Consider the following 25,448-nt stretch of genomic DNA (forward strand, 5'->3'; position numbering starts at 1 on the left):
CTGTGGCGAAGTAAACTAACGCCCTTTCGCAATAACAGCAGGATAATCATTGTGAGCAGCATTAAACTGATTGTGGGCCTTGCCAATCCGGGCGCTGAATATGCCGCCACGCGCCACAATGCGGGTGCCTGGTATCTGGATTTACTGGCTGAGCGCCACAATCAGTCACTGAAAGAGGAAGGCAAATTCTATGGCTACACCGCCCGCCTGATGATCGCCGGAGAGGATGTGCGCCTGCTGGTGCCGACCACCTTTATGAACCTGAGCGGTAAAGCGGTTGCGGCGATGGCGACCTTTTATCGCATCGCGCCGGAAGAGATTCTGGTGGCACACGATGAACTTGATCTGCCACCCGGCGTAGCCAAGTTTAAACAAGGCGGCGGGCATGGCGGTCACAACGGTCTGAAAGACATCATCAGCAAACTGGGCAACAACAACAATTTTCATCGGCTCCGCATCGGCATCGGGCATCCCGGCGATCGTAATAAGGTAACCGGATTTGTACTGGGCAAGCCGCCTGCCAGTGAGCAGAAGCTGATTGATGATGCCATTGATGAAGCGGTGCGCTGCACCGAACTGTGGCTGAAAGAGGATCGCATCAAGGCGATGAATCGGCTGCACGCCTTCAAGCCTGCTTAAACGCCCGAATCGTCGTGATTCCGTGTATAATGCGCGAAATTTTTCTATTCGTCTCCGACAGTCCGTCGCCTGACGTGCTGTCCATCCAGTTATAAAGGGTATCAAACCATGGGATTCAAATGCGGTATCGTGGGCCTGCCGAACGTCGGTAAATCCACTCTGTTCAACGCGCTGACCAAAGCGGGCATCGAAGCGGCTAACTTCCCTTTCTGCACCATTGAGCCAAACACCGGTGTGGTGCCAATGCCTGACCTGCGTCTCGACCAGCTTTCTGAGATTGTTAAGCCACAGCGCGTGGTGCCGACTACCATGGAATTCGTCGATATCGCGGGTCTGGTGAAAGGCGCGTCAAAAGGTGAAGGCCTGGGCAACCAGTTCCTGACCAACATCCGCGAAACCGAAGCGATCGGCCACGTGGTGCGCTGCTTTGAAAACGACAACATCATCCACGTGGCGGGTAAAGTGAACCCGGCTGAAGATATTGATGTGATCAACACCGAACTGGCCCTGTCCGATCTTGAGACCTGTGAACGTGCGATTCAGCGTGTGCAGAAGAAAGCCAAAGGCGGCGACAAAGATGCCAAAGCCGAGCTGGCTGCACTGGAAAAATGCCTGCCGCATCTTTCTGAAGCAGGCATGCTGCGTTCACTGGATCTGGATGCAGACGACAAAGCGGCCATCCGCTATCTGAGCTTCCTGACCCTGAAACCCACCATGTACATTGCTAACGTCAATGAAGATGGTTTCGAGAACAACCCGTACCTGGATCAGGTGCGCGCTATCGCCGAAGCAGAAGGTTCTGTGGTGGTGCCTGTGTGTGCCGCTGTTGAGTCTGACATTGCTGAGCTGGAAGATGAAGACCGTGACGAGTTCATGGCCGAACTGGGACTGGAAGAGCCGGGCCTGAACCGCGTGATCCGCGCCGGTTATTCGCTGCTTAACCTGCAGACCTACTTCACCGCTGGCGTGAAAGAAGTGCGTGCATGGACCATCCCGGTTGGCGCAACAGCCCCACAGGCAGCCGGTAAAATCCATACCGACTTTGAGAAAGGTTTTATCCGCGCCCAGACCATCGCGTTTGAAGACTTTATCGCCTATAAAGGCGAGCAAGGTGCGAAAGAAGCCGGCAAGATGCGTTCAGAAGGTAAAGAGTACATCGTGAAAGATGGCGATGTGATGAACTTCCTGTTCAACGTCTAAATAAAATGTGTTGTCTCATGAGGTTTCATCCAATCTCATGACCTTCACTAAAAATGACTAAATCCACGCACTTGCGTGGATTTTTTGTTTCATAGCGTCTCAAAAGATTTCGTAGAAACGCAGTCAAAAATGAGTACGTAGGTGAGTACATCAAACTTCCATCTTTATTTTTAGTGAGTACAATAACGGTATAATAAATATACAAGGAATCGTTATGCTCACTGATACTCAATGCCGTACAGCAAAACCAAAAGAAAAGCTCTACCGCCTCAACGATTTCAATGGGTTATACCTTGAAGTAAAACCTAATGGCAAAAAAGCATGGCGCTATCGATTTAAACTCAACGGTAAATCCAGCATGTTTGCGCTGGGTGAGTACCCGACTGTCAAACTTGCCGAAGCTCGCGAGAAATGCGAACAAGCGCGTAAACAAGTCGCGAATGGAGTTAGCCCTACTCAGGCTCGCCAGTTAGATAAGATCCGCAAGGTCAATGACGCATCCAACACCTTTGAGCTAATCGCCAAAGAGTGGTTGCAGATGAAAGACTGGGCCGAAATCACCAAAACGCGGCGACTAGATATGCTTAAACGTGTGGTTTTCCCCGCAATAGGTAAGCTCCCTGTCAGGGAAATAACCCCGCACCACATTCTAAAAATTCTTCAGGAAACGGCTAAGCGCGGCGCTCCGTCCGTTGCCGCTGAAGCCCGCCGTACCATTTCATCGATTTTTGAGCTAGCAGTAGCGACGCTCAGAGCAGATAGCGATCCTGTCTGGCCAGTACGTAAGGCGATTCCAGCAAATAAAACGCAGCACAAACAGGCACTGTCTCCGCAGCAAATCGGTAAGTTATTAGGCTGTTTTGACAACAGTCGCGGCTCATACCAGGTTAATTATTGCATGTGGTTAATGTGGTGGACGCTAGCGCGTCCAGCCGAAGCCACCGAAGCAGCATGGGCCGAATTCGATCTTGATAACGCATTATGGATCATTCCGGCAACGCGCATGAAAGCTCGTAAAGAACATATTATTCCCCTTCCCTACCAAGCAGTCAAAATGCTCAAAACGCTGCAAGGATTAACCGGGCATCGCCAGCATCTATTTCCAGGCAGAGATAATCCGCTAGGGCCAATGACATCACATTCTCTGCGTCAGCTACTGAAAAGCCTCGGCTGGAGTGGTATTTATAGCCCACATGCTACCAGAACAACAGGCAGTACACGTTTAAACGAGATGGGCTATCGACCTGATGCTATCGAAGCTCAACTTGCCCATGCTGATACAAATAATGTTCGCCGCGCATACAACCATGCAACTTATCTTGATGAGCGTAAAGTGATGATGCAGGAATGGGCTGATAAGCTTGATGAATCGGTAAGATGCGCTGACAGCAGGGCTGCTGTTTCGTAAACGATGATGCATTGGTGTGTTAATACTGAAATTAAATGATTATTTCATAAAGGTAAGAAAATACCATTTATTATCCTGAGTTTATCCAACCCCCTAATTATAAGACACTCGTTGAAAGTTATACTTCTAGGTACTCAACCATTCTACCCAACATATTTATGAGTTAGTACCACGTTTTGGCAATGAGAGCTAGTATAGGAAAGTATCTGGGGTGAAAGTTCTGGCCAATATGTTAGGGATTGATACTTCATATGGCATAAATGATGCGCAATTTCTCCAATTCGAATATTTATTTAAGTCCCCTTTTAAGTTCAACGTTCTTTTTGATATTTCCTGCTTTTCAGCTATCGAAAGATACTCGTCCGGTGTCATGCACACCGGACGAAAGTTCAGATATGGCCATATGCTTCATTGGCAATTTGTGTACTCCATAATCTCACCACCACATGGCCAATACTTAGTATTTTATTTCACCACTTCCATCAGCTTACCAAAGCTATCCACTACGTCATACTTCACGTTTTCGGGTGCAAACTTTTTATTAATCTCATCGAAGAACTTACGGGCACACTTAATCTTAGTGGCTTCAATAGGCCGTAAATCAAATGACGACATCGAGCCCTTTGTCTCAGCAACGAAATACACATGCTTGACCGAACCTTCTTTAAAGGAAATGGCCCAGTCAGGGTTATAATCCCCGACAGGGGTTGGGATTAGAAAACCACGTGGCAACTTAGCATATACCACCACATCCTTGCAGGTATCCAGCTCCTCGACGAAATTGCGCTCAACCATGGAGTCAGTAAGCACGTAATCATAGATGTGATTTTGCAATTTATTCCCGGCCTTACTGAGATCCTGTTTGCTCTGCCCCGTGGTAAAAATGTCCAAATCAAACTTGTCTTCTAGCGTGTCATAGGCCAAATGCTCGATTATGACATTAGCCTTTTGTTCATTTACCAAGCGAATGGCTTCGGCAATGAAGCTTTCCGGATTGCTCTTGAATTGTGCGAAGACATCAACATTGAGGCCTTTAAGAATTTCGGCAACAGCTCGTCTTGTAAGCAAAGTCCCCTCTGATAATTTGCCAATCAGATCGTACTGCACAGCGGAGTGGATGGAGGCATTGTCCGATTCTGTTTCGGTAACTTTCAGGTCGAAGGCATTACCCTTTTTGAAGCCATCGTAAGTTGCCGTATCAGACTGCTCGCCACGATGGATGGTGTATTGCAACGGTGTCACTCGCAACCCAGCATTCTTGTCATTGAGCGCCTTGATCGCATTGTTCACTAGCTCAACATCATCAAATAGCACGCTGTAGGTAGCCTTGCTATTGATTCGACCCCATAGCGCCTTGAATTCCTGCTTTTCAAAGTTGGCATTGGGCTGCAGTCTTTTGGGCTTGCGACCATCTTCTAGCTGAATGAGTTGGCTTTCGCTGAATACGCTATCAATCAGCTGGAATATCTGCTCCGCATAGGACTGCAGTTCATACGGCAATGCCTCAAGCGTGCCGTCTTTCTTGTCTTGATGGTACTTCTCCGTGATATTGCGTTTTTTATCGACGTAGCCATTCTGGATTAGATAAAACTCAATGTCAGTGGCCTGATCGTCCGATACCGTAATCGGGCCTTCGTTCGTGTTCAGCATCTTGCCCGTGAAGTAGGCCTTGTCCGCCACACGCGGACGAGCTGACAAGGACTCGCTAATGTCCTTCTGCAAGGCTGTTACGAAGTCCTTGTAACTTTCGCTGGCAACAACTGTCAGTACGTTAATGTCATGAACAATGGACGGGTGATCAGTGCGATCACCATTCTGATTGACGGACAAACGCAGGCCGCGCCCGACCTCCTGGCGACGTGAAATGGTGTTATCACTATGTTTGAGCGTGCAGATAACAAATACGTTCGGGTTATCCCAACCCTCACGCAAGGCCGAGTGTGAGAAGATAAAACGCACTGGCTCAGCTAGTGATAATAACCGTTCCTTGTCTTTGAGTATCAGATCATAAGCATCTACGTCATCCGACAAGCCCGCATTTTCACCGCGCGCAGCGACTTTAGAATCGGTAAGGCGTTTGCTCTTCTTGTCGATGGAAAAGTAGCCACTGTGCGTCTTATCGGCCGCAATACGGTTTAAATATTTAGCATATGGGGCATCGCCCTCCATAAGCCCATCATCAAAGGCATTTTGAAGGTGATTGGCGTACTCCTCTTCAAATATTTTTGCGTACTCGCCTTTTTCATCGGCAGCGGAGTAGTCCCGGTACTTGGCTACTTCGTCGATAAAGAACAAAGAGAGAACCTTCACCCCTTTATCGAAGAGCTCCATCTCCTTGTCAAAGTGAGCCTTGATCGTCTCACGGATCTGAATACGACGCAGCGCTATCTCAGAAATATCACCAGTCGCATCACCCACCGTCAGCTCTACGCCATTGGTAAAGCTCAAGGTGTCCGTATTGGCATTGATGTCCGATACCACAAACCCATCGCGGTATTGATCCAGCTCGTTCGATAAAACAAACAGATTGTCACCCTTGCCCAGCTTGCGGGTGACGCGCTTGATGTTGCCACCGCTGAGTTTCTGTTCGAGCTCCACAACCGCGATTGGAGGTTTTTTGTTTGAGATTTCGATGGCTTGTAAATAGAGATAGGCGTTGGTTCCCGCCTGTCCCTTCACCGAGATCCCGCGCACCTCAATCTTCTTCACCAGCTTCTGGTTGTAAGCATCAAGCGCATCCAGTCGGTGGATCTTGTTGTGTGTGGTCTTGTGGGTAGCGGAATAACGCAATACCATCAACGGGTTGAAATTCGCCAGGGAATCCAGCGTCTTGCCTCCCTCCATCCGCTGCGGCTCATCGAGGATCAAGATGGGGCGGTTTGCGCTGATCACATCGATCGGGCGACGTGACTGAAAATCATCGAGCGCTTCATAGATGCGGCGGTTATCTTTGCCGGTGGCGTTAAACGCTTGTACGTTGATCACCATGACATTGATACCGGCATCGGAGGAAAAGCTCTCCAGATGGTGCAACTGCTTAGAATTGTAAATAAAGAAGCGCGCCTTTTTGTGGTAGGTTTCCAGAAAGTGCTCGGCCGTGATTTCCAGCGACTTGGCCACGCCTTCGCGGATGGCAATGCTCGGTACCACTATGACGAACTTGCTCCAGCCGTACTGTTTGTTCAGCTCGAAGATTGTTTTGATGTAGCAGTAGGTCTTACCTGTCCCCGTTTCCATCTCGATATCAAGATTTAGCCTAGCGACCTTAGTCTTGACCAAGCCCTCTGACAACGGTAGGTTTTGCTGGCGCTGCACCTGTTGGATGTTCTCCCGCAAGGCATCCTCACTGAGGGTTAGCTCAGCATTTTTAAAACCAGTATCTACCGCGAACAGATCTCCCATGCCGTTTTTGGTATTACCGGGGTCAAGGCGATAGCTCATAGCTGCATCAGAGCCCGGGGGCTGCCCCTGAAAAACATCGACGACCGCCTGCACGGCGGCAGCCTGATAGGATTGATGTTTGAATTTAAGTTTCATCACATGCCCCTCAGATGCATTTCACTTCGGTGACGGGCGACAAGAGCTTGAAAATCTGCTCGACGTTGATCTTGACCGCGCTGTTCTTGTACCCCGCGTCGCGGAACACCACACGCAGAGGCTGATGCTTGGCCAGTTCCTTCACAAAGGCTTCGTCGATGCTGCCGCTGGTGTCGAAGCAGGCTGCCAGCACATTGCCATCGACAAAGAACACGTCCTTACCTTGGATGGACTGCTTGGCGATTGGCAGGACCAGATCGACGCCCCAATCTAGCATTACCTGGAACAGCAGATCCTCAGGCGTGCGGTCAGGCTTGATGTTGTCCACGAACAGGTCAAGGTTAGTCTCGTCCAGCGCGTCGGGTGTGTAATAGACGTCGGCCATGTTGGAGGTGTCGATTTTGAGGACACGGAAGCCAATATCTTTCTTCCATTCCTCGTGTGTGTCTTCCTTCAATGTGGCTTCACCGGCCCTACGAATGCGCTCTTTTGTTACCTCCGAAAGCAACAACGGACGACTACTCTTTTTCAGGAGATTAATTGCCGCTTGAACAGTCTTTTTTGCCGTTCCTGTTGTTGAGGTCAAGGCATCTTCAAGACTTTCCGGTAGCTGCACGACAATGAAACGGTGGTTGGTGCCATAGGCAGCATTAGCCCTCAACACAGCTTCTGCTGTTGTTCCCGAACCAGCAAAGAAATCCATAATGATGGCTTCCCGGTTACGCGGCGTCATGTATTCAATCAGACGAGCAAGCTCGTCATGATCTTTCGGGTTACTGAATACTTTTGCTCCCATTAGCTTGCGCAGGTATTTCACAGCCACTTGGGACTGCTTGTAGAAGTACGAGCCGCGCACCTGAGTTGCAAGTTCAGCATCGGCCTCTTCATCGCCGCTTTCATCATCGCCATCAACTTGATCTTCAACCGCCTCATCAGGAATGGGACGAATGTGCGCCTTACGAAATGGTGGTTCTGAGTGATCTTTGCGAAACTCAACAAGCCCAAGCTTGATCTGGCGTTGCATTTCATCAGGAGATGAATATCTCCATCCGGCTTCCGGCACCACACATGGCTGCTTGGTTTCTGGGTGAATAACGTCATAACGCGGGCCATCACCACCTGGCCAAGAAATATCACGGTCACGCCATGGGCCATTCTTATCCACGCGTTTATAACGCGCCCATTTTTTTGATGGGTGACCTTTGGGCAGGTCCGAATACCACTTGCTTATTGCTGCTTCCATCGCGACATAATCTTCGCCATGAATGCTCTGGAGCCGCAGAAATTCAGCCCAAATTTCCCGTGCACCAGGTTTTTCTTCCCGCCAGACCTCACCGCGCTCTCGGAGTAACACCAAGTCCTTGGCGTAGATGAGCATGTATTCATGCCCAACGGAAAAATACTTTGCGTCGTTTTTACGGCCCTTTTCCCACACGAGTTGGGAAATAAAGTTTTGCTCGCCAAATACCTGATCGCAGACGCGGCGCAATGAAGCCTGCTCAGCGTCATCAATGCTAATCAGAATGAGCCCATCGTCGCTTAACAGCCTCTTGGCCAGCGTCAAGCGCGGATAGATCATATTCAGCCAGTCAGTATGAAACCGACCACGCGTTTCCGGGTTGCTGACGAGTCGACCACCTTCTTCATTACGCTCGCCACTAACTATCTCAAATGCTTCTTTGGATGCCGTAAAGTTGTCGTGGTAGATGAAGTCTTTCCCTGTGTTGTAGGGAGGATCTATGTAGATCAGCTTGACTTTCCCGAGGTAGTTTTCCTGCATCAGCTTTAACGCTTCAAGGTTATCGCCTTCGATGAATAGGTTCTTCGTGGTATCGAAATCCACGCTCTCCTCCCGGCAAGGGCGCAGCGTTTTGGCAATCGGCGCGTTAGCCGTAAGCAAGGCTTCACGCTTGCCCGGCCAGTTCAGGTGGTAGCGTTCCTGTGGACCTTCCACAATCGAATCGTCCAGTTCCTGCCGCAATTGGTCAAAATCCACCGCCAGCTTCACGCTGCCGCCTTCGCCCTTGGCTTCAGTAACGCAGCCCGGAAACAGATCGCGAATACGGGCAATGTTGTCCTGCGTGAGATTGGGTGAATGCATTTTTAGCTTTTCCATGTTCTTTTCCTCTGGTCGCTATGCTTTTTATTGAAAAGGCATAGCGGCTCTCAATTCGAATTCGTATTTGTAGGTTCAGCCGCCTTGTTGCCAGTCCTGGCAAAAGTGCGGGCGCAGACTTTCGATGGCCAATGGCAAGCTACCCTGGCAGGTCACGCCCAGGTAGGTGGCCGCCCGGGTAGTGCCGACGTACAGGTATTTGTCGAATAGCGCCGGATGCAGCGTGGCGAGCTGGTCAATGCTGACAAAGAACACCGCCTCGAACTCCAGCCCTTTGATGTGCTGGATGTCGAACACGCGCACGTTGCTTTCCTGCCCCACTGTCTGGCCTTCTCGGCAGGCAATGACCTGAATGTTGTGCTCCGCCAATGCTGTGTTGAGTGCTTCGGCCAGCGAAGCAACGTCATCCTCGGTGTTCACAAAAATGGCGGTGGATGGCAACTGGCCGACAAAGCGCTCAATCTCGCGAATGCGATCCGCCAGCCAACCGACAATGGTTTCTGTTTTGGTCGCGTGCTCTAGCAAGGCTGGCGCAAAGCCCATGCTGTTCATATGTGCAGGCAAGCTAGCGTTTTGCTCGGGGCCACCGACGGCGCGGATCATGTCGCGAGCCAGATCGTTCAGTTGCTTGCTCTGCCGATAGGAGACCGTGATCTCCTTGATGTCGAAATCCGCAAAGACCCAATTCAAATCGTCGACAGAGCGTGCGCCCCAGGTGGTCAGGCGCTGATTAAAGTCACCACAGGCAAAGAATGAGCGCAGTCGTGGATGCGCCAGCGCCGCCATGCTCGCAAGCTGAATGGGCGAGAAGTCGGTGGCTTCATCCACTAGAATCTGGTTGCAGTAATGCCCCAGAATGGGCTGGAGCGATGACCAAGCGGGGCTATCAATGTCGCGCTGCACGTTGGGCCGACTGAGCAGATCGCCTGCGGCGCGCAAGATCGCAAGCAGTACGATGTCCAACTCTAGGGGGTGGATGTCGCGCGCCTCAAAGCCTTCGCGGAGATACCAGGTGTTTGCCGGTTGGCGTTCGCGCCTGAAAGCACGGTAGCGCTTCGGGATGCCCTCGAGGTAGCGTTTGACCGGATTAACGAAGCGGCGTGCACTGGCCTGCACCAGCAGGCTTGCACCTACCTCAACGCGATCCGCTTCTGTCAGACCACGCTCCCCTAACCACTCGATGATTTTGCCATTGCGAGAGGTTTTGCTGACAGTGCGCTTGGATGCTGCAGCCCGGGCATGGGCGCGCACTGCTTGCATGAAGGCATTGAGCGCAGCGGCACGGCCTGTGCGGGGTGCTGTGGCGTCTTCTTCTTCATCGGCATCCGGATCATCCAGGTCGTCTGCATCAGTCGCATGCGCTTGTTGCGGGTTGTCGATCACGTGGGCCAACTCATCCAGAAAATCTCGGTTGCGTTTGAGCTGCAGGTTGAGTGCGTCTTTGATCTTGGCGTCCGATCCTTCTTTCATGCTACTGACGAGTGCCTGCACTTTGGCAACCTCCACCGACAGCGAGCCAAACATCGCCACCAGTGCGCCATCGGCCGCCCGCGACAAGATGTCTTGCAGACGTGCGCCGAGACTTAAGACGTCGGTCTTTTTGGCATCGTGGAGCTGGGTTGCGGCTTCACGCAGCTCCTGCACATAGGCCTTGCGCTGCCATTCATCGAAATCGTCGAACCATTGGATTGGGCACTCTAGTGCGGCATCGGTCATGCTGGTCAGTCCGTCTTTCAGAACAAATGTACCGCCACCGGAAGCCCTTCTGAGAACGCCGAATACGTTTCGGGCCAGCTCGCGTCGATAGTCTTGCCATGTTCTGATACGCAGATCCGAGGCGGGAACACCTTCACGCGCGAATGCCTCCTTGAGGTACTGCTTTAGCAATTCCGTGGGTGTGAACATCAACCAGCTGTTGGCGTGCGCAATGCCTTGGGCTGAGGCGATTGTTTCAACCAGACGTTGTTCGCCTTCTTCTAGGAAGGCGGTATCGAGTTTTTGGCCAAGGCGGCGGATCAGAGTGGTCGTCTTGCCAGTACCCGGCGGACCCAGGATCAAAAGACGATTGTCAATAGGACGACGGAAAATCTCATCTTGATATTGATCGAGGATAGGCTGATCACGCAGTCCCATCTTGGTGATGACGCTGCGGCGAACGCCGTCGATGATGTTGGCCTTGACTGCCTCCTCGGCCAGCAATTGGCCAATAATGTCTTCGGTGACGCCCTCCCCCGCAACCTCAGTCAGCAGCGCACGCAGCGACTCAATGGTGAACGGTCCGAAATGCTCGGCTTCAACGACGGTGTCCCGAGAGTCCCACCCATCGGCAAGCGCATTGGGGTGTAGATGTGCTCGCTCAATGACGGTTAAATAACTGCCGTCTTTGAGCTCCAGCTCTGCTCCAACAGGTAGGGATGCAAGTCGTCCTTTTTCTGTTAGATAACTAGTGTGATTGATAAATCCAGTTAAAGGAATTGCCCGACAGATATAGAACGTCTGTCGATTTCCTGTGTCGTCCTCAGCAACGACACGAGCAATGGCTGGCTCAGATGCCAAGGTCTGATAGCTCTCTCTATTCACTCGGCTAATCTGACCTAAGTTCTGAATAGCCGAGCTAGACGTCATCGTATTGATACTTGCCAACGCTTCTGAGCCCAATGTCCGCCTATCGTGCAACTTGCCCTTGGCGGTTTCAGCGATGCTTTCGAGTTGCGTCAAAGCTTCACCAGCGAGCTCCTCAATGTGCGTCCTTGACTCGTCATTCAAGCTCTGCGTCATGCACTCTCTCTCTCTGTCAATTCTTCAAGTTCGTTTTTAAGCTGTCGCAAGTGGGCATTGATCTCTACTTTGCGATTGAATTGTTTTTCTTTGGCAAGTCTGCTGGCTACTTTCTCAACCTCACGCTGCTTGGCTGCAACCAATTCGGCGCGTGAGACCAAGTCAGCGAGATTTTCTTGTAGGCGCGGGGGCGTTGGGATTAGGCGGTGAAGCACCTGCTCATACAAGCCTCCCAATTCGAGTGCCAGGGGCATTGCAGCGCGCTCACAGTCACTCGGCAACCAGGCTGTCGCAAAGTAGTCACTCAAGACCCAACGGCTGGCGTCTGACTCATTCGGTCGTTTGTAAGCAGCGATCACCTTTGTTCGGCCATCAAAGCTCAGCTCGAAGATTATGGGAAACTGCACAGCGCCATCTATGCAACGCAAAACGTCCAGATTCAGCTCCGATGTCTTGAGCTGGATCGAAAAAATCTGAAGTTCTGGAACTGCTGGCCTAGCGAGCAGGTTGATCGTTTCCGGAGCCAACTTGTATTGCCAGACAATCTGATCCACCTGCTCGACGAACAAGTCCTTCAGCCTTGTATTGGCGCCGCTGTGTTCGTAGATCTTATTCTTTGGCAGGGTACGACCAAAGACAGCCTGCTTCGGATAGTTGATGAACGCGGTATTCGACTCAAATCGCACAGACTGACTCATCCGGCCTCCTGAATCACGAGGAAGGTAATTAGTTCGAAGTCGTCCAGTCCGACGATAGTATTGACCAACGCGGTGGTCTTTCCGCTGCAGAAGAGGCTGTCCAGATCCTTCTCTTCCTTCACCTCGACCATTGAGCGGATGGCCTGGCCAAGCAGGTCCGAATACATCTGCATCTTGCGGCCATCGGCCGTTTCCTTATTGAACAAGAAACAGGCATCTGTAATAGGCTGGGCTTGTCCCTTACAGCAGGTGCGAACCAGATCCAGCAAACGTTTGACTTCGGTGTGATCGTGAATGACTTCCCCCTCGCGATTAATGTAGACGAGGTAATAAGGGTGCAGGCGGTTGTGCTGACTGACGTTGACGCTTGGATTCCGGTTGCATAGCGTGAAGATCACACCCGGGCGTAAGCCCATCTCCGGCTTGGCAGGCACTACGGCGTGCATCCCACTTGGCACGTTGCTCAATTCGCCATTGGCCTTCACATAGTTGAGCAAGTCCATTCGGAAGTCATTGAGTCCGAGATCAGTGATCGACACTCCGGTTTTCAAATCTTCCAGCTCAATCACTTCCTCTTGCAGACGTCGCAATTGCTCTTTGCGATAAGACACGTCGTTGGCTTGGGCACTCAGTACGTTGTCGTCACCGGTGGCTGTGACATCAGCAATCATCATCCGGCTCTCAACCCGTTCCTTCAGGTTGATGTATTCGTCGAGAGAGATGTCTGGCCAGTAGTTAACCAGTTGGATGCTGCTGTTGGGTGAACCGATACGATCCACACGACCGAAGCGCTGGATGATACGCACAGGATTCCAGTGGATGTCGTAGTTGATGAGGTAGTCGCAGTCCTGTAGGTTCTGGCCTTCAGAGATACAATCGGTGCCGATCAACAAGTCTATCTCTGCCGCCTCATTTGGCAGCACGATGGATTTCTCCTTCGAGTGCGGCGAGAAGAGGGTGAGCAGTTCCTGGAAGTCATAGCTCTTCTTGAGCGTGCTCTTTGGCGCCCCTTTGCCGGTGACTTTGGCACTGTGCAAGGTTTGTGTGGCCAGCAATTCCGGAGCCAAATAGGCATATAGATAGTCAGCGGTGTCGGCGAAGGCGGTGAAAATCAGCACCTTCTTGTTGCCAGGATTCAGCGGTGCTGCCACCTTTTCCAGAACCAGTGCTTTGAGATGCTGTAGTTTGGCATCATCGGCAACCGTGATCTTGTTCATCGACGTCAGTAAGGCATCAATGATTTCCAGATCGACCTTCAGTTCGTGCTCCCAAGAAGGCAAGTCCATATCGGCGAGGCTGATTTTGACCTTGCCACCGATCTCGCTGTCACCGATGCTGGCCAGGTCATCGTCCGCGTCGAGGTTTTCTAACTGGTCGGTGAGGTCATTGATTCTGCTGTCAATGCCACTGAGGTCGCTAGTCTCATTGAAAGAGCGGATCTTGGCCAGCGTATTCGTGTGGTTCGCGCGCAAGGACTGGAGCGTCAAGCGGAAGGACTCAATCGAGCTTTCCAGGCGCTTAAGCAAGTTGGTCGTCATCAATGCCTGCAGGCTCTTTTCGCGGTCAACTTGCTTTAGCTTGCCTTTGCCTGCGACCTGAGTGTCATACATCTCCTCGTACTTATTCAGCCGACTGGGCAGGATGTAGCTGATCGGGGCGTAAACGGCGAGCCTGAGCAACGACAACTGCCCGAAGATCTCGTTGAAGCTCATCACATCCGTTCGCTGCGTGAGCGGACTGTGGAACGACAAGGGCTTGCGGCGCTCTGGGAATTGGCCGATTTCCTTGGTGTCGTAAAAGGTCTGAATATGCTTGCGCGAACGTGCGATGGTGACGCTGTCGAGCAATTCGAAGAAGTCGAAGTCCAACGAATCCAGGATAGCCCGCGCTGTGCGCTCTTCCGATGGAAGCTTTGCCCATGCATTGAAGCTGGCCTGGGCACCACGGAAAATCTCCTCTACCGTCTTACCGGTACGCAGCTTCTTGCTGAGGTTTTCGGAATCGCCTTCGTAGGCCAGTGCCAGTTGGTTGCGTAGGTCATTGAAGCGGTTGTTCACAGGGGTGGCCGAAAGCATTAGCACCTTGGTTTTCACGCCCTGTTTGATGACTTTGTTCATCAGCTTCTGGTAGCGGGTTTCCTTGTCCTTGTAGACGTCATTGTTGCGGAAGTTGTGCGACTCGTCGATGACGACGAGGTCGTAATTGCCCCAGTTGATGCGATTCAGCGGTGTGCCGAACGACTCACCGCTCGTGCGGCTGAGGTCGGTATGACAAAGCACGTCGTAGTTGAACCGGTCGCGAGCAAATATGTTGGTCCTGAGGTTGCGACTGTAGTTAAGCCAGTTGTCCGCCAGCTTCTTGGGGCATAACACCAGCGCTGATTTGTTGCGCAGTTCGTAATACTTTATCACGGCCAGCGCGGTGAAAGTCTTGCCCAACCCCACGCTGTCGGCCAGGATGCAGCCGTTGTAGCTCTCAAGTTTGTTGATGATCCCGGTGGCAGCATCTTTCTGGTAATTGAAGAGTTTGTTCCAGATGAGCGTGTCTTGATAGCCCGTGCGGTCGTTCGGCAGGACATCCTCGTTGATGTCGTCCAGAAACTCATTGAAGATATTGTAGAGCATAAGGAAGTAGATGCTCTCGGGCGAGTTTTCTTGGTAGACGGACGAAATGTGGTCGCAGATCTGCGCCGTTACATCCTCCAGCTTCTCGGGGTCTTGCCAGATCTGGTTAAACAGACTGAGGTAGGTCGCCGTAAACGTCGACTCGTCCATCTTGTTGACGAGGTTAGAGATAGCGTTGCCCTGCTGGTAGCCGAGGTCGACGGCGGTAAAGCCGTGCAGTGGCATGTAGGCAGTATCTGCGGCAGCAGCATGAACACAAGCAAACTGCTGCATCGGTGCCTTACTGCGATTGGACTTGAATGTTGCCTTGCGCCGCATCCAGTCCGCGCACTCTTTTGCAATTGCGCGCTGGGTCAGTTTATTGCGTAGCTGAATTTCGAACTCACTCCCGTACAGACTCCGTTCGCGGTCGGCCTTCGGTATGTGAAATTCTTTGCGTTCCTTACGAATCTTATCGGCAACCTCGTTAGCGGTGAACGTCGGCGAGGTAAAGATGAATTGCAGCTCTTCGATTTTTTCCAGCTCTGCTTTGAGCGCTTCGAACGCGTACATCGAAAAGCAGGAGGCGGCGATCTTCAGGCGAGCGCCAGGTTTGAGCGTCTGCTTTAGGTCGTCTCCGAGCAAACGATTGATATTATCGATCAGTTCCATCCAGAGTCAGCCTTTTCAGTGGTTCTATAGCCTGGTGCCAGCAAGGCATTTTCCACGCCGTAAATCGCAAGATGATCTTTGAGCCATAATCGGTACTCCGGTCCACGAAGGCAGTGATCGGGTGAGCAGTCTACTCGCCATTGTAGCAACATATAGCCCACCACCGCCGCGCGAACGCGCATCCTGATCGATCCATCGGTCATCCCGTAGTCCATCTTGATAATCTCAGGTCGCTCAACGCGCGGGTGCGGCACGAAATCCAGCTCGACTATGCGCGTCCACTGAATGTCATTATCCGGTAGTTCGTTGGCCTGTGGCTCCTCGTCGAGCAATGTTGGTGCTTCGATGCGGGTGACGACGAAATCCCGAAACTCCCCACGCTTGCGATCAAAGGCCCGGACGTGCCAATGCAGGCCGGTATCTACCAAGGCAAAGGGTACAATGACCCGCTCGGACTCGCCGCTGCTCATCGAGTGGTAGCGGATGGCAACAGGTCGGTTGGCGTGAATAGCTCGGCAAATCGAGGCTAATACATCCATCTTGGGGATGCTCAGGGCTGCGGGAGATTCGCATGGTAATAGCGCCTGCCTTAGTACGCTCACGCCATCGCCAAAGCCGAGAGCCAACGCCGACAGAACGCGCTGGGATGCGTGCTCGAACAACGGGGAGAATGCCTGCCCAATGCGATAGATCTTGTTGCTACCATCGAAGGTGATGTTATGCGGCACGATTTCTCGGTACAAAGCCAGATCGCGTGTTGCCCCTGCCGGAGCCACAACGAAGCGCTCAATAAGATCTGGACGACCAATCTCACCGAAAAAGTAGAGCCGAAAATCGATGTAGGCCAGCCGCTCGCGCTGAACCATACTCAAATCCTCAAGCCGCTTAGAAGGGGAACTAGGCATGAATCATCACTATGGGGAGCAATGAAAATTGAATAAGGTAATCCATAAAGCGCTCTGATTGTCATCAATTTGATGACAATCTTGCATTAAAACTAATGTAACAGCAAGAAATGATGTCTCAAACATAGACTGCCATCATATTGGCTGATGTGTTTATACTGTTAAATTGATGCCATCCTGACCCTAGTCCCGAATATGATCCATGTATAATCAGGAATAACCGGCTTCAGGTTGGTTGCTTATTCTGGCAACCGGCAGATTTTTCGGCGAATTCGGATGGGGTCATCCACCCCAGCGCAGAATGGGGACGAATCTGGTTATAGTGTATGCTCCAAGCCTCGATTTTGCACCGGGCATCCTCCATAGACATAAACCAGTTCTCGTTCAGGCACTCCTGACGCAACCTGCCGTTGAATGATTCCGCCGTGGCATTATCCGTGGGCGTACCTGGCCGTGAGAAGTCAATCCGGATATCACGTTCGTACACCCACTTATCCAGCATTTTTCCCGCAAATTCAGAGCCATTATCTGTTTTCAGGAGTTGCGGTAACGGACGTATCAACGCGATGATATTCAGCATCTCAGCCACTTCTGAAGAGCGAAGGTTCTGACCTACTCGGCCCCCTGCATTTTCGCATTTATTACACGTAATAAAGCGGCTTGAAGACGTGCTTAAGTTAAGAGGCGTACGCTCGGTTCAGTTATCCAGACCATTTAAGCCTAAATAAGGCTGTATCTAATTAACAGCATTTATGAAGTTTTTTTGTCATCGCCCTCAGACCCCAGCCGCAAGGCCAGAAACGGCCTCCCCCTAGCGGTTCGGCGGTGCTAACCGGCATGCCGGTTAGCACATTCGGGCTGGGGAGCCAGAGGGGGCTAAAATTCGCGATAATGTTTTAGCATTGGGCTACATCATGAATTAACATAATATTTCTTCTTTCATACCGTCTGGATGTGAAAGCTGACCTTTTTCATTATCCTCGTATCTAATATGTTTGAAAAAAACCTCATGATTTACTGAAACTCCATCACGACCACCGCCTCCGAAATCTGGAGAGATACTTATCTCAGGTGTCCCTCCCATTCCATCAGTCAGATGCACCAAATGCAATGGAAAGGTTATGCATTTTTTATTATCAGGGTTTATTGCAACTACTACACTTAAATCGTGCGCTGTTATTGCCTTTCCACCAGGATCAGGATTATCCATATTCGGATTATTATGACCACCCTCATCTGAGTCTGAACAATGATGGCATTTTTGTGTTTTTTTATGGGATGCGAATCGCCCCACATAAAGTGCAAATTGATCATCTGTCATGCCGGCTTTAGAAGATAGCGCTTCTTCTAGCGTCGTACTCTGGCTTCTATCATGTGCGAAGTAATCCCTAACAACCAATTGAAAAAAATCATTTTCATATTTCGCCCCAATAAAGTAATGCCCAGTAACTATTGGATTGTTTTTTTCATCTGTGAAACAACTCTTGGCAGCATTATACCCATCTATTTCCCCCTTGAATTTCTTTTTAACCTCTCTGTTAAACCCATCATCACCAAGGTCTTTTTTAAACTCTATGATATAGAACTTGAAGTTTTTATAAGCATCCCTTATGACTGTTATTATATCTCCAGCTTGCTCCTGAAAACCGCTTAACGGAGCTATACTTTCAATAATCTTTTTTTCGAGACAGTCTGCAACAAATTTGTATTCGACTGTTTTTTCCCACCATACGATTGTTTCTTTTGTAGTTGATTCCTTGCTCATAACCCCCCCATCTAAAATAGTTAGAGAATGCTGAATATTAATTTGACCGACCATTACTACTAAAAATAGAATTTAATATACGTTACTTTAGTCAAGAAAATTATACATTTCCATTAATATTGCTAATCTGCTGACATGCTGCTGGTTAATTGACACAAAGCACTGTTAGTAGTGTCCGCAGATCGCTCATAGCTACCACTAAAGCCAAACGTGCTAATAGCTAATTATTAGTAGATGGCGGTCATTTGACCGCCATAATTGCTAGCTAGTGCCTACGAGTACGCCGGGAACGATCGCCAGATAACCTTCGTATTTTCCGCTCAATCTTGGATTGTGATTTTACCTCATCACTTGCGGGGTTCTTTCCAGTAAGACCAGCCAATACTTCTCCCATAGCATCAACACAAGTGGACCAACTGCTCCACACTTCATTTGCATTGAACAACTCAACTTCACGACGCTCAAAAATGCGTTCAGCGGCGCGGCTTAAACGCCCTCCAGTATCACGACTAAGGAGATTAACAAGCCCCTTGCTACTGTTAGTGTCAGGTCGCCCAACTTTGTACCACTCGTTGTACATGTCAGACATTAGTGCACGTTCATACACCTTAAGGCGGTGGAGTGGATTCTTCATGCTTTTCAGCTTACTTAGCATGACGACCTTCCCCGCTTTAGAGTATTTACCGTATGCGTTCTTCTTTTCCTGAACGCGAAACTCAACACGCAGTAGTCCCGGGCACTGCTCCTTTTTAAGGTCTATCAAGCGCTCTTTGCGATACCTGTCTTTGCCGCGATGATCTTTGTCGAACACATGGAAAAGGGCACGTTTTAACCCTTGGATCTTGAAATCGCTAGCGTCTACTTTCTCGTAGATATTTACGCTTAACGCTGATTTCTTGCCTATCTGCAGTCCGGGCAACCCATATGGCTCACAGAAATCTTCATAAGCCTTAGCCCAGCTTAGCCACCAGTAATAGTCATCCAGCTTGCACCCATAGATATCCAGCGCAATGTCCACGCGTGTAACCCAAGACCGGGACAATATTGGTAATAGCAGTCCATCGAGTGCATCATTCAACTTATTCAACAGAGAATCCATCCCCTGTCCTGTAGTACGTTGAGGATGAATCTGAATACTGATTCCTCCAACCTTTTTGAAGCGTGGAGATGTATAGATTGATAACAATTTAGGCGAATCAGTACCACATTCAGAAATGTGCAGACCATTCTTATACGGAGGTTTCTTTCCACTCCGCTTATCCATATTCCTGCGCGTAACCTTATACTCCCCCTTTAATTTATCTCCCAGAAGCAGCAAACCAAGTTCGAAAATCTCCTTTTTTTTATCACTTTCATAATCAGAGATAAGTGTTAGCCAATCACAATACATAGTCATAGGATAACGACCATAAGTTTGACCAACGGGTATCCCTTTACTCATTTTAATATTCTTAACATTAAGCATATAAACTCCGATTTGAGTCTAATGCTCAGCGCAGCTTCTAACCTGTTTATCGAGTAGATAATAGGTTCAACTTAATCACATAAAATTTATGAGATAGGGATACAGTCATATTTTCTGTAGTCACTCAACCAGAGTAGATACTCACTGTTATACCCTCAACGTTTTAAATGCAGCGAGTTCTACATTCACCTACGCGCATCCACACTATTACGCATATGAGACATACCAATCCGATTAGCTGGCGACTATAACTAGTACCTTACGCATCTATCTGGAGATGAAGTTAGTTCTGAAGTTGCACTGAGCTGTGTAACTTGACTGATGTTATACGCGCCAATTACTTGACACGTGTGCGCTCAACCAGCCATTGGTTAACTTCATGTTCGTAGAAACCTATCGAACGGATACTTATGCGAACTTGCCGGGGGAATTCGTTACGCTCCAGTAAACGATAAAGTGTCGCCCTGCTCAAAGCACAACGTTCAAGAACTTCCGGGACTTTGATGATACGAATTGTTGTCATGCTACACCTGTTTCGGTTACGCATCGGCTGATGCGAACAGGCTTTTACAACCATCGATTTTCACCAATTCAATTGCCGCAATGGGCTAAATGGTGTGTTTGCAACAGTTGCAACTCCAAGCCATGTGAAATGCAACTGTTGCTTCACTGCACTTGTTGTTTCGGCTAGTCGAGTCGTTTTTTGCCTATGCAACAGTTGCTTTTTTTGCAACTGTTGCATAGGCTAGTTAAATAGATTTTTAAAAATGCAACGGTTGCAATCAAAATGACATACTTGGGAGAGGTTGTTGTGAATAATGTTTCTGTAAAACAAGCTGCTAAACAGCGTTCTACCAGTAGTAGAGAAGACATGAAAAAAGAACTTGGAAACGCATTCTCAATAAATATGAAAAATGACGTAAAAAACAGATTGAGAGAAATATGTGTAATGTATGGTCACGAAGACATGGCCACACGTCAATCAGGTACCGGTCGAAAATTTAGTGATGTCATTAGTCGATTGATTGAATATCATTATATTACTCGTATCTTTGTACCAGTCTGCCCCGAACAGAAGGAAATCATCGGTATCTTTAAGGATGTACATCATCAGAATCTAAGTGGAAAGAAGAACGAAGAAATTTTAGACAACATGATAAAAAAAGAAAAAAGAAGGCCTAATATTATTGCAAAGATGGATGATAGAGACACCGATGAGGAACAAAATTGGAAAAAAGGTGACATAGATAAAATACTGGAAGGAACTAAAATAATTAATTTATTAGAAAAAATAACTGATAGAGTCAATAAAAATTGACTGCATTTAGAACATTAGGTTTTTGCTGGCTTTCACTTTAATATTATCCCCACGATAGTCATAACGCGTCGTGGTAGATATGTCGCTGTGGCCTGCCAGTTGGCGTACGGTGTTGATATCCACACCCTGCTCCAGCAAACGAGTGATGAAGGTTCGCCTCATATCATGTGGGGTAAACCGCGTAATGCCAGATGTGTGCTGTAACTCAACCAAGATGCCCGTTAACCCGGTTGTTGTCAGCGGCTGACTGACTCGCTGAATTCGGCTGAACAGTGCACTGTCGGCTTCGTTTGCGCTGACTTTCAACCATGCGCGGATGGCCTTGTCCACTGCATCCGCCACATGAATTTCACGGTATTTTCGCCCCTTCCCTTGCCTCACCCTCAGGATGCTGTTGCCATAGTCCCGGCGTTCAAGTTTGACTAGTTCCCCAGCCCGCAAGCCCGTTCCACAGAGCGTCAACATAATTGCGACATCACGGCATCGCCGTACCGGTTGCGGGTGCTGTTTTGCTGCCTGAATCAGTGCCCGTATTTCCTGCTTGTCTAACGCTCTTCCCTTACGTTGGATATCGCCGCTCACGCGCTTAACTGACCGTATACGTGCCAGCGTTTCGGCATTCATACAATTGAGGTTAAAGGCCGTCTGCGCCACGCCCCTCAGCGCTGATAACGCCATGTTGACCGACGATACGGCGTAACCGTCATCCAGCAACGCCGCGCGCACTTTGGCGACAGCGGCGAAGTTAAGTTGCTCCCATAGGTAGTTATCTGCATCCGCGCCGCGCTTAAGTATGCTGGCGCTGCGGTTTAACAAGCTGGTTATACCTCGACGCCCCGATGGTGCCAGACCGTTGATATACGCGTCAAACACGGATGTTTGCACCACCGGCACGATCTGACGCAACGCAGCCCCGCTCATGCGTACAACCCGTGATAACGTACATTAAACCAAGTAACTGCTCGCATCAGACAAGCCCTCGTTCAGCCATCGATACTGTTTCAGCGCCAGCAACGATAAAGTGATCTAACAACCGCACGTCCAGCATCTCCAGCAGCCCCTTTAGCTTTTTAGTCAAATTGATATCACTTCGGCTGGGTTCTGGCTCGCCGCTGGGGTGGTTGTGAACGAGAATAGCGGCAGCGGCGTTGTGTTTCAGCACAAGCTTGATCACTTCGCGGGGGTGAACGCTGACCGTATTCAATGTGCCCCTGAACAAAGTTTCCCGATGTAATAGCTGATTCTGGTTATTGAGTAGGATGATGCCAAACTCTTCATGTTCAAGCGGTGCCAACTCAACCATTACGCACCGTCTGACATCATCAGGACACGATAACTGAAAGCCATGCTGATAATACCTGCTGATAATTTGGCACGCCTGATCAAGGATGCGGCTTTCACGAGTGGTAAACATCGTCATGTCAGAACTCCCGTTCAATAAAATAGATAGCATCTGCAAATAGCTGGCGGCGAGTCAGACCAGTGCGCAGTGAGAAGGCTTTACGTGGCATAGTGGTGCGCCCGTTACTGTCGAAGAACCAGAGAGTTTCCTCGCCCATTTTGACCAGAAGTGACCAGTGAAACTGATCGCTGAGAAGGATGAGGCGCGAATGGTCAGTGACGTCCAGAAAACGCTGCATTTCCCTGAAAAGTCGTCCGTCTGCCAGCCCCTTCTTTCCAGCAAAGGGTTTGGTTATTTCAACCGGGAACTGACGGCTGTAATGGCCTTTCTGCAAAACCTGAGACATCAGCCAGTCGAGGCGATCTTCCTCAATTCCTTTGGTTAGCCATTCATTTAAAGGCCAACGCTGCTGATAAGCCTGAGTAAGCCGATTCATTAGTGGGCGTCGCTTAACCTTCCCGTCGTATAACCAGCTCAGCATATTAACCAAGCAATAAGCGCCGCAAAGACTGTCTAGTTCTCCCTGTTGAGACGCACGTATCCCTCTGTTTGCAGTCACAGATAATGTCTCCGTTGTATTTAATGATTAATCAGTGTGGTGGGATTAGCTTTCCCAACTGAGGGTGAGAGAGTAGACCTTCAGAAAGTGATAGTGGACAAAGTTACGCTGCCATAGCTCAAAAATGTCGCGCCCTTCTCCTGGATGTAAATCACCAACAAAAGACTGGAATACATAACGCTGGCTCCAGCTAAAATCAATATCTTTTTCAAGCTCAGGGTATAGCCCCATATATTTTAAGTCGGTGATGTAATCGAAATACCATTCATCGTTTCTGGACGTCAGTCTTATCTCTACAGGATGGTAACCACCGCTTTCAGCACTGTAATTAACATCTTTGAATAATAAAGTGACTGCCCGAACATTGGGACTGGCGGGTGGCCTCTTGGATATTTCATAAAATATAACATTAATTAAATCCTGACTTACGGGCAGAGAAAGCCCTTCCTGACGGATAATATTCATGCGTGTTGATTCCGGTAAATATATATTGGGTTAATAACTATATTGCAATTCACTACCCCCATTTTGAACGCTTAAATGATAAGCGTCCTCCCGACAGAAGGGATATAGAATGAAGGGACACATTAGTTATTAGTTTGGTGTATCAGTGACTGAGTAATATTACACTATCCAGTAATGACATTTTACCAGGAATATACATCAAGAGCAAATAGTTTCACTTGGGAACTAATTTTACTTTGTGAATTCATCAAGGAATAAAATCAAACTTTTCTTTTTATCATGATCGAGTCTCATCCAAACTTGATCGAGTCGTTGCTTTAGTTCCATATCGTGGCCTGTCACATAATTAGGTTGCATGTCATCAAAGTTGAAATCATCCATACAGTCAATAAAGAACCAACTTATCGGTGTCTTTAAAGCAACCGCAATTGTGATCAAATGAGCAATATTGATCTTATTTGTCCCGCGCTCATAGCGAGAAAGTTGTTGCTGCGAAATATCTATAGACTCCGCCAGCTCAGCTGCGGTTAATCCTACCTCCTTACGCCTTGCCTGAATACGCTGTCCTACCAGCTTATCCGCTGAGTCTGCCACGAGCTTAACCATTACATAATCTCCAGAACGTCCATAAAAGGAAGTCTGGGGCCTTTTTACTCTTGCATGAACATCACTAATGGACATAAAATCACTATAAATTCCATTTATAGACCTGTTACAGAAAGAAAATTGGTTAATAAGGTCTTAAACGCGGCTTGTCACCCCACGTGTTGATAGGTGGCTGGTTAGGGAGAGCATTGTGGCAACCAGCATTAGTGAAATAACAGACTGCTTTGAATACTTTTTCAGCTCCCTTTACCGGCGCGAATTTGTCAAAACATTGCGTCTGAATGAATGTAGCGAGCGTGAACTACTGCCATTAGTACGTTGCTATTTACTGGGCTGGTTTGCGGATAACGTCTCGCCGGAAGTAAAAAGTAAACTACCAGGATCGGTATCCGGTCATGGTTTCATTGATTTTGTCATTGACGATGTGGCAGTTGAGTTTGCCGTCCGTAAGCCAACAGCAGCTCGTTCCAATGTCTCCGCAACCGTCAATAGCACTGAGGTGAAGAAATTAATGAAGCACGACGGCAAAGCCCTGCTTGTCCTGTTCGACTTCTCTATCACACCCTACTCGGAAGCTCAGATTGAGGCTTTTCGCGACTGGCCTTCTCTCGGTCGTGGCAATCACAAAAAGTCAGCATTTAATGTCGCCTATTTTTATGTAGAAAAACGCAGACCGCTGACATTCGGTAAAATCACCAAAAATATTCGTATTAATTGACAAGGAAAAACAATGAAAAGAGTCATTTTAGCCACCCTGCTATTGAGCACATCTACACTGGTTAACGCTGCGGAATACGTTAAAAAGAACGGATATCTGGAAATAACGAATCATAAAGCGTCAGCCGAGTTTTCAATTAACTCATCAACATCGGATGGCTCAGGTGTATGCAACATGGAAGGGAATGCAAGTGCAATTTCAGCTAGCACGGGGCAGAGAAAACGCTGGCTTTGGAACGATTCGTCAAGCCAGTGTGTAGCTGTTATCAGTGAATTATCGACGGGAGGAGCGACAGTTATGACTAAAGGGTGCGAGGATTACTGCGGGAGTTCAGCGACAGGCACTATGGATGGAGTGTATAAACCAAAATGAAAGACAGCCAGAATATATCCCCTGATACAATTAACATTAATGAAATAATCAAGAACGAAAATGATGCCCCCAACGACCTACTGCATGAACAGACTCTTGAGTTAATTATTAATGAGGGGTTAAAAGTCGTCAAGGTAAGTACTGTACAGCATCATTTTCGAATAGGTTACAATCGGGCCGCAAACATTCTTGATAAAATCAGAAAATAAAATAGAAACTTTG

General features: G+C 49.0%; 21 protein-coding genes and 1 pseudogene. 7 read left to right on the forward strand and 15 right to left on the reverse strand.

Going from position 1 to position 25,448, the window contains the following annotated elements; genetic code table 11:
• The first annotated feature begins 51 nt into the window (after positions 1-51).
• The 3 genes from pth (at position 52) to KTJ90_RS11185 (ending at position 3,247) form a co-directional block, all read left to right on the forward strand.
• Positions 52-639 carry an aminoacyl-tRNA hydrolase gene (gene pth / locus KTJ90_RS11175; RefSeq protein WP_003850818.1) on the forward strand — a complete coding sequence of 196 codons (588 nt, stop codon included), beginning with the start codon at positions 52-54 and terminating at the stop codon, positions 637-639.
• Between the two features lie 108 nt (positions 640-747).
• Positions 748-1,839, forward strand: coding sequence for a redox-regulated ATPase YchF (gene ychF, locus KTJ90_RS11180; RefSeq protein WP_003850816.1), 1,092 nt, complete (start codon positions 748-750; stop codon positions 1,837-1,839).
• Positions 1,840-2,053: 214 nt separating this feature from the next.
• Entirely contained in the window at positions 2,054-3,247 is a 1,194-nt protein-coding gene (locus KTJ90_RS11185) for a tyrosine-type recombinase/integrase (RefSeq protein ID WP_499024572.1), read from the forward strand.
• A 465-nt stretch (positions 3,248-3,712) separates the two neighbouring features.
• Here KTJ90_RS11185 and KTJ90_RS11190 read toward each other — a convergent pair whose 3' ends face one another.
• From KTJ90_RS11190 to KTJ90_RS11235, 10 genes and pseudogenes are all read right to left on the reverse strand, one after another.
• On the reverse strand, positions 3,713-6,784 hold the full coding sequence (locus tag KTJ90_RS11190) for a type III restriction-modification system endonuclease (RefSeq protein WP_499024575.1): 3,072 nt from the start codon (positions 6,782-6,784) through the stop codon (positions 3,713-3,715).
• Between the two features lie 10 nt (positions 6,785-6,794).
• Positions 6,795-8,900 (reverse strand): site-specific DNA-methyltransferase, encoded by a 2,106-nt coding sequence (locus tag KTJ90_RS11195; protein ID WP_499024576.1) that lies wholly within the window; start codon positions 8,898-8,900, stop codon positions 6,795-6,797.
• Positions 8,901-8,975: 75 nt separating this feature from the next.
• On the reverse strand, positions 8,976-11,678 hold the full coding sequence (locus KTJ90_RS11200) for an ATP-binding domain-containing protein (protein ID WP_499024577.1): 2,703 nt from the start codon (positions 11,676-11,678) through the stop codon (positions 8,976-8,978).
• Positions 11,675-12,376 (reverse strand): DUF4391 domain-containing protein, encoded by a 702-nt coding sequence (locus KTJ90_RS11205; RefSeq protein ID WP_499024580.1) that lies wholly within the window; start codon positions 12,374-12,376, stop codon positions 11,675-11,677. The genes KTJ90_RS11200 and KTJ90_RS11205 overlap by 4 nt, the downstream gene beginning before the upstream one ends.
• Positions 12,373-15,651 (reverse strand): helicase-related protein, encoded by a 3,279-nt coding sequence (locus KTJ90_RS11210; RefSeq protein WP_499024581.1) that lies wholly within the window; start codon positions 15,649-15,651, stop codon positions 12,373-12,375. The genes KTJ90_RS11205 and KTJ90_RS11210 overlap by 4 nt, the downstream gene beginning before the upstream one ends.
• Positions 15,642-16,517, reverse strand: coding sequence for a helix-turn-helix transcriptional regulator (locus KTJ90_RS11215; RefSeq protein WP_499024584.1), 876 nt, complete (start codon positions 16,515-16,517; stop codon positions 15,642-15,644). Before KTJ90_RS11215 ends, KTJ90_RS11210 begins: the two co-directional genes overlap by 10 nt.
• A 265-nt stretch (positions 16,518-16,782) precedes the next feature.
• Positions 16,783-17,172: pseudogene (locus tag KTJ90_RS11220) on the reverse strand (integrase core domain-containing protein); the annotation flags it as partial.
• Positions 17,173-17,475: 303 nt separating this feature from the next.
• Positions 17,476-18,321, reverse strand: a complete 846-nt coding sequence (locus KTJ90_RS11225; protein ID WP_499024586.1) for a hypothetical protein — start codon at positions 18,319-18,321, stop codon at positions 17,476-17,478.
• A 265-nt stretch (positions 18,322-18,586) separates the two neighbouring features.
• Positions 18,587-19,786, reverse strand: a complete 1,200-nt coding sequence (locus tag KTJ90_RS11230; protein WP_499024588.1) for a hypothetical protein — start codon at positions 19,784-19,786, stop codon at positions 18,587-18,589.
• A gap of 337 nt (positions 19,787-20,123) precedes the next feature.
• A complete protein-coding gene (locus KTJ90_RS11235) occupies positions 20,124-20,363 on the reverse strand; it encodes a helix-turn-helix transcriptional regulator (RefSeq protein WP_499024590.1) in 240 nt (79 codons plus the stop codon).
• A 234-nt stretch (positions 20,364-20,597) separates the two neighbouring features.
• On the opposite strand from KTJ90_RS11235, the gene KTJ90_RS11240 reads away from it, so the two are divergent.
• Complete coding sequence (locus KTJ90_RS11240; RefSeq protein WP_499024592.1) at positions 20,598-21,104, forward strand: hypothetical protein; 507 nt, start codon at positions 20,598-20,600, stop codon at positions 21,102-21,104.
• Between the two features lie 6 nt (positions 21,105-21,110).
• Here the strand turns inward: KTJ90_RS11240 and KTJ90_RS11245 are convergent, their stop codons facing one another.
• From KTJ90_RS11245 to KTJ90_RS11265, 5 genes are all read right to left on the reverse strand, one after another.
• Positions 21,111-22,025, reverse strand: a complete 915-nt coding sequence (locus tag KTJ90_RS11245) for a tyrosine-type recombinase/integrase (protein WP_499024594.1) — start codon at positions 22,023-22,025, stop codon at positions 21,111-21,113.
• Positions 22,026-22,071: 46 nt separating this feature from the next.
• The gene (radC, locus tag KTJ90_RS11250) at positions 22,072-22,524 is read right to left on the reverse strand and encodes a Mov34/MPN/PAD-1 family protein (RefSeq protein WP_499024596.1); all 453 of its coding nucleotides are present in this window, start codon (positions 22,522-22,524) and stop codon (positions 22,072-22,074) included.
• A gap of 1 nt (position 22,525) precedes the next feature.
• Positions 22,526-22,987: a hypothetical protein gene (locus tag KTJ90_RS11255; protein WP_499026511.1), complete on the reverse strand. Its 462-nt coding sequence runs from the start codon at positions 22,985-22,987 to the stop codon at positions 22,526-22,528.
• 123 nt (positions 22,988-23,110) lie between these two features.
• On the reverse strand, positions 23,111-23,530 hold the full coding sequence (locus KTJ90_RS11260) for a DUF2787 family protein (RefSeq protein ID WP_499024599.1): 420 nt from the start codon (positions 23,528-23,530) through the stop codon (positions 23,111-23,113).
• 231 nt (positions 23,531-23,761) lie between these two features.
• Entirely contained in the window at positions 23,762-24,136 is a 375-nt protein-coding gene (locus tag KTJ90_RS11265) for a helix-turn-helix domain-containing protein (RefSeq protein WP_499024600.1), read from the reverse strand.
• Positions 24,137-24,326: 190 nt separating this feature from the next.
• Here KTJ90_RS11265 and KTJ90_RS11270 point away from each other — a divergent pair, with 190 nt between their 5' ends.
• The 3 genes from KTJ90_RS11270 to KTJ90_RS11280 are packed head-to-tail and all read left to right on the forward strand — an operon-like array spanning position 24,327 to position 25,435.
• On the forward strand, positions 24,327-24,854 hold the full coding sequence (locus KTJ90_RS11270) for a hypothetical protein (protein ID WP_499024603.1): 528 nt from the start codon (positions 24,327-24,329) through the stop codon (positions 24,852-24,854).
• Positions 24,855-24,866: 12 nt separating this feature from the next.
• A complete protein-coding gene (locus KTJ90_RS11275) occupies positions 24,867-25,226 on the forward strand; it encodes an acyl-CoA dehydrogenase (RefSeq protein ID WP_499024605.1) in 360 nt (119 codons plus the stop codon).
• A complete protein-coding gene (locus KTJ90_RS11280; RefSeq protein ID WP_499024607.1) occupies positions 25,223-25,435 on the forward strand; it encodes a DNA translocase FtsK in 213 nt (70 codons plus the stop codon). The genes KTJ90_RS11275 and KTJ90_RS11280 overlap by 4 nt, the downstream gene beginning before the upstream one ends.
• Positions 25,436-25,448: the final 13 nt, after the last annotated feature.

Source organism: Pantoea jilinensis (assembly GCF_019104105.1).
GTDB classification, from domain to species: domain Bacteria; phylum Pseudomonadota; class Gammaproteobacteria; order Enterobacterales; family Enterobacteriaceae; genus Pantoea; species Pantoea eucalypti.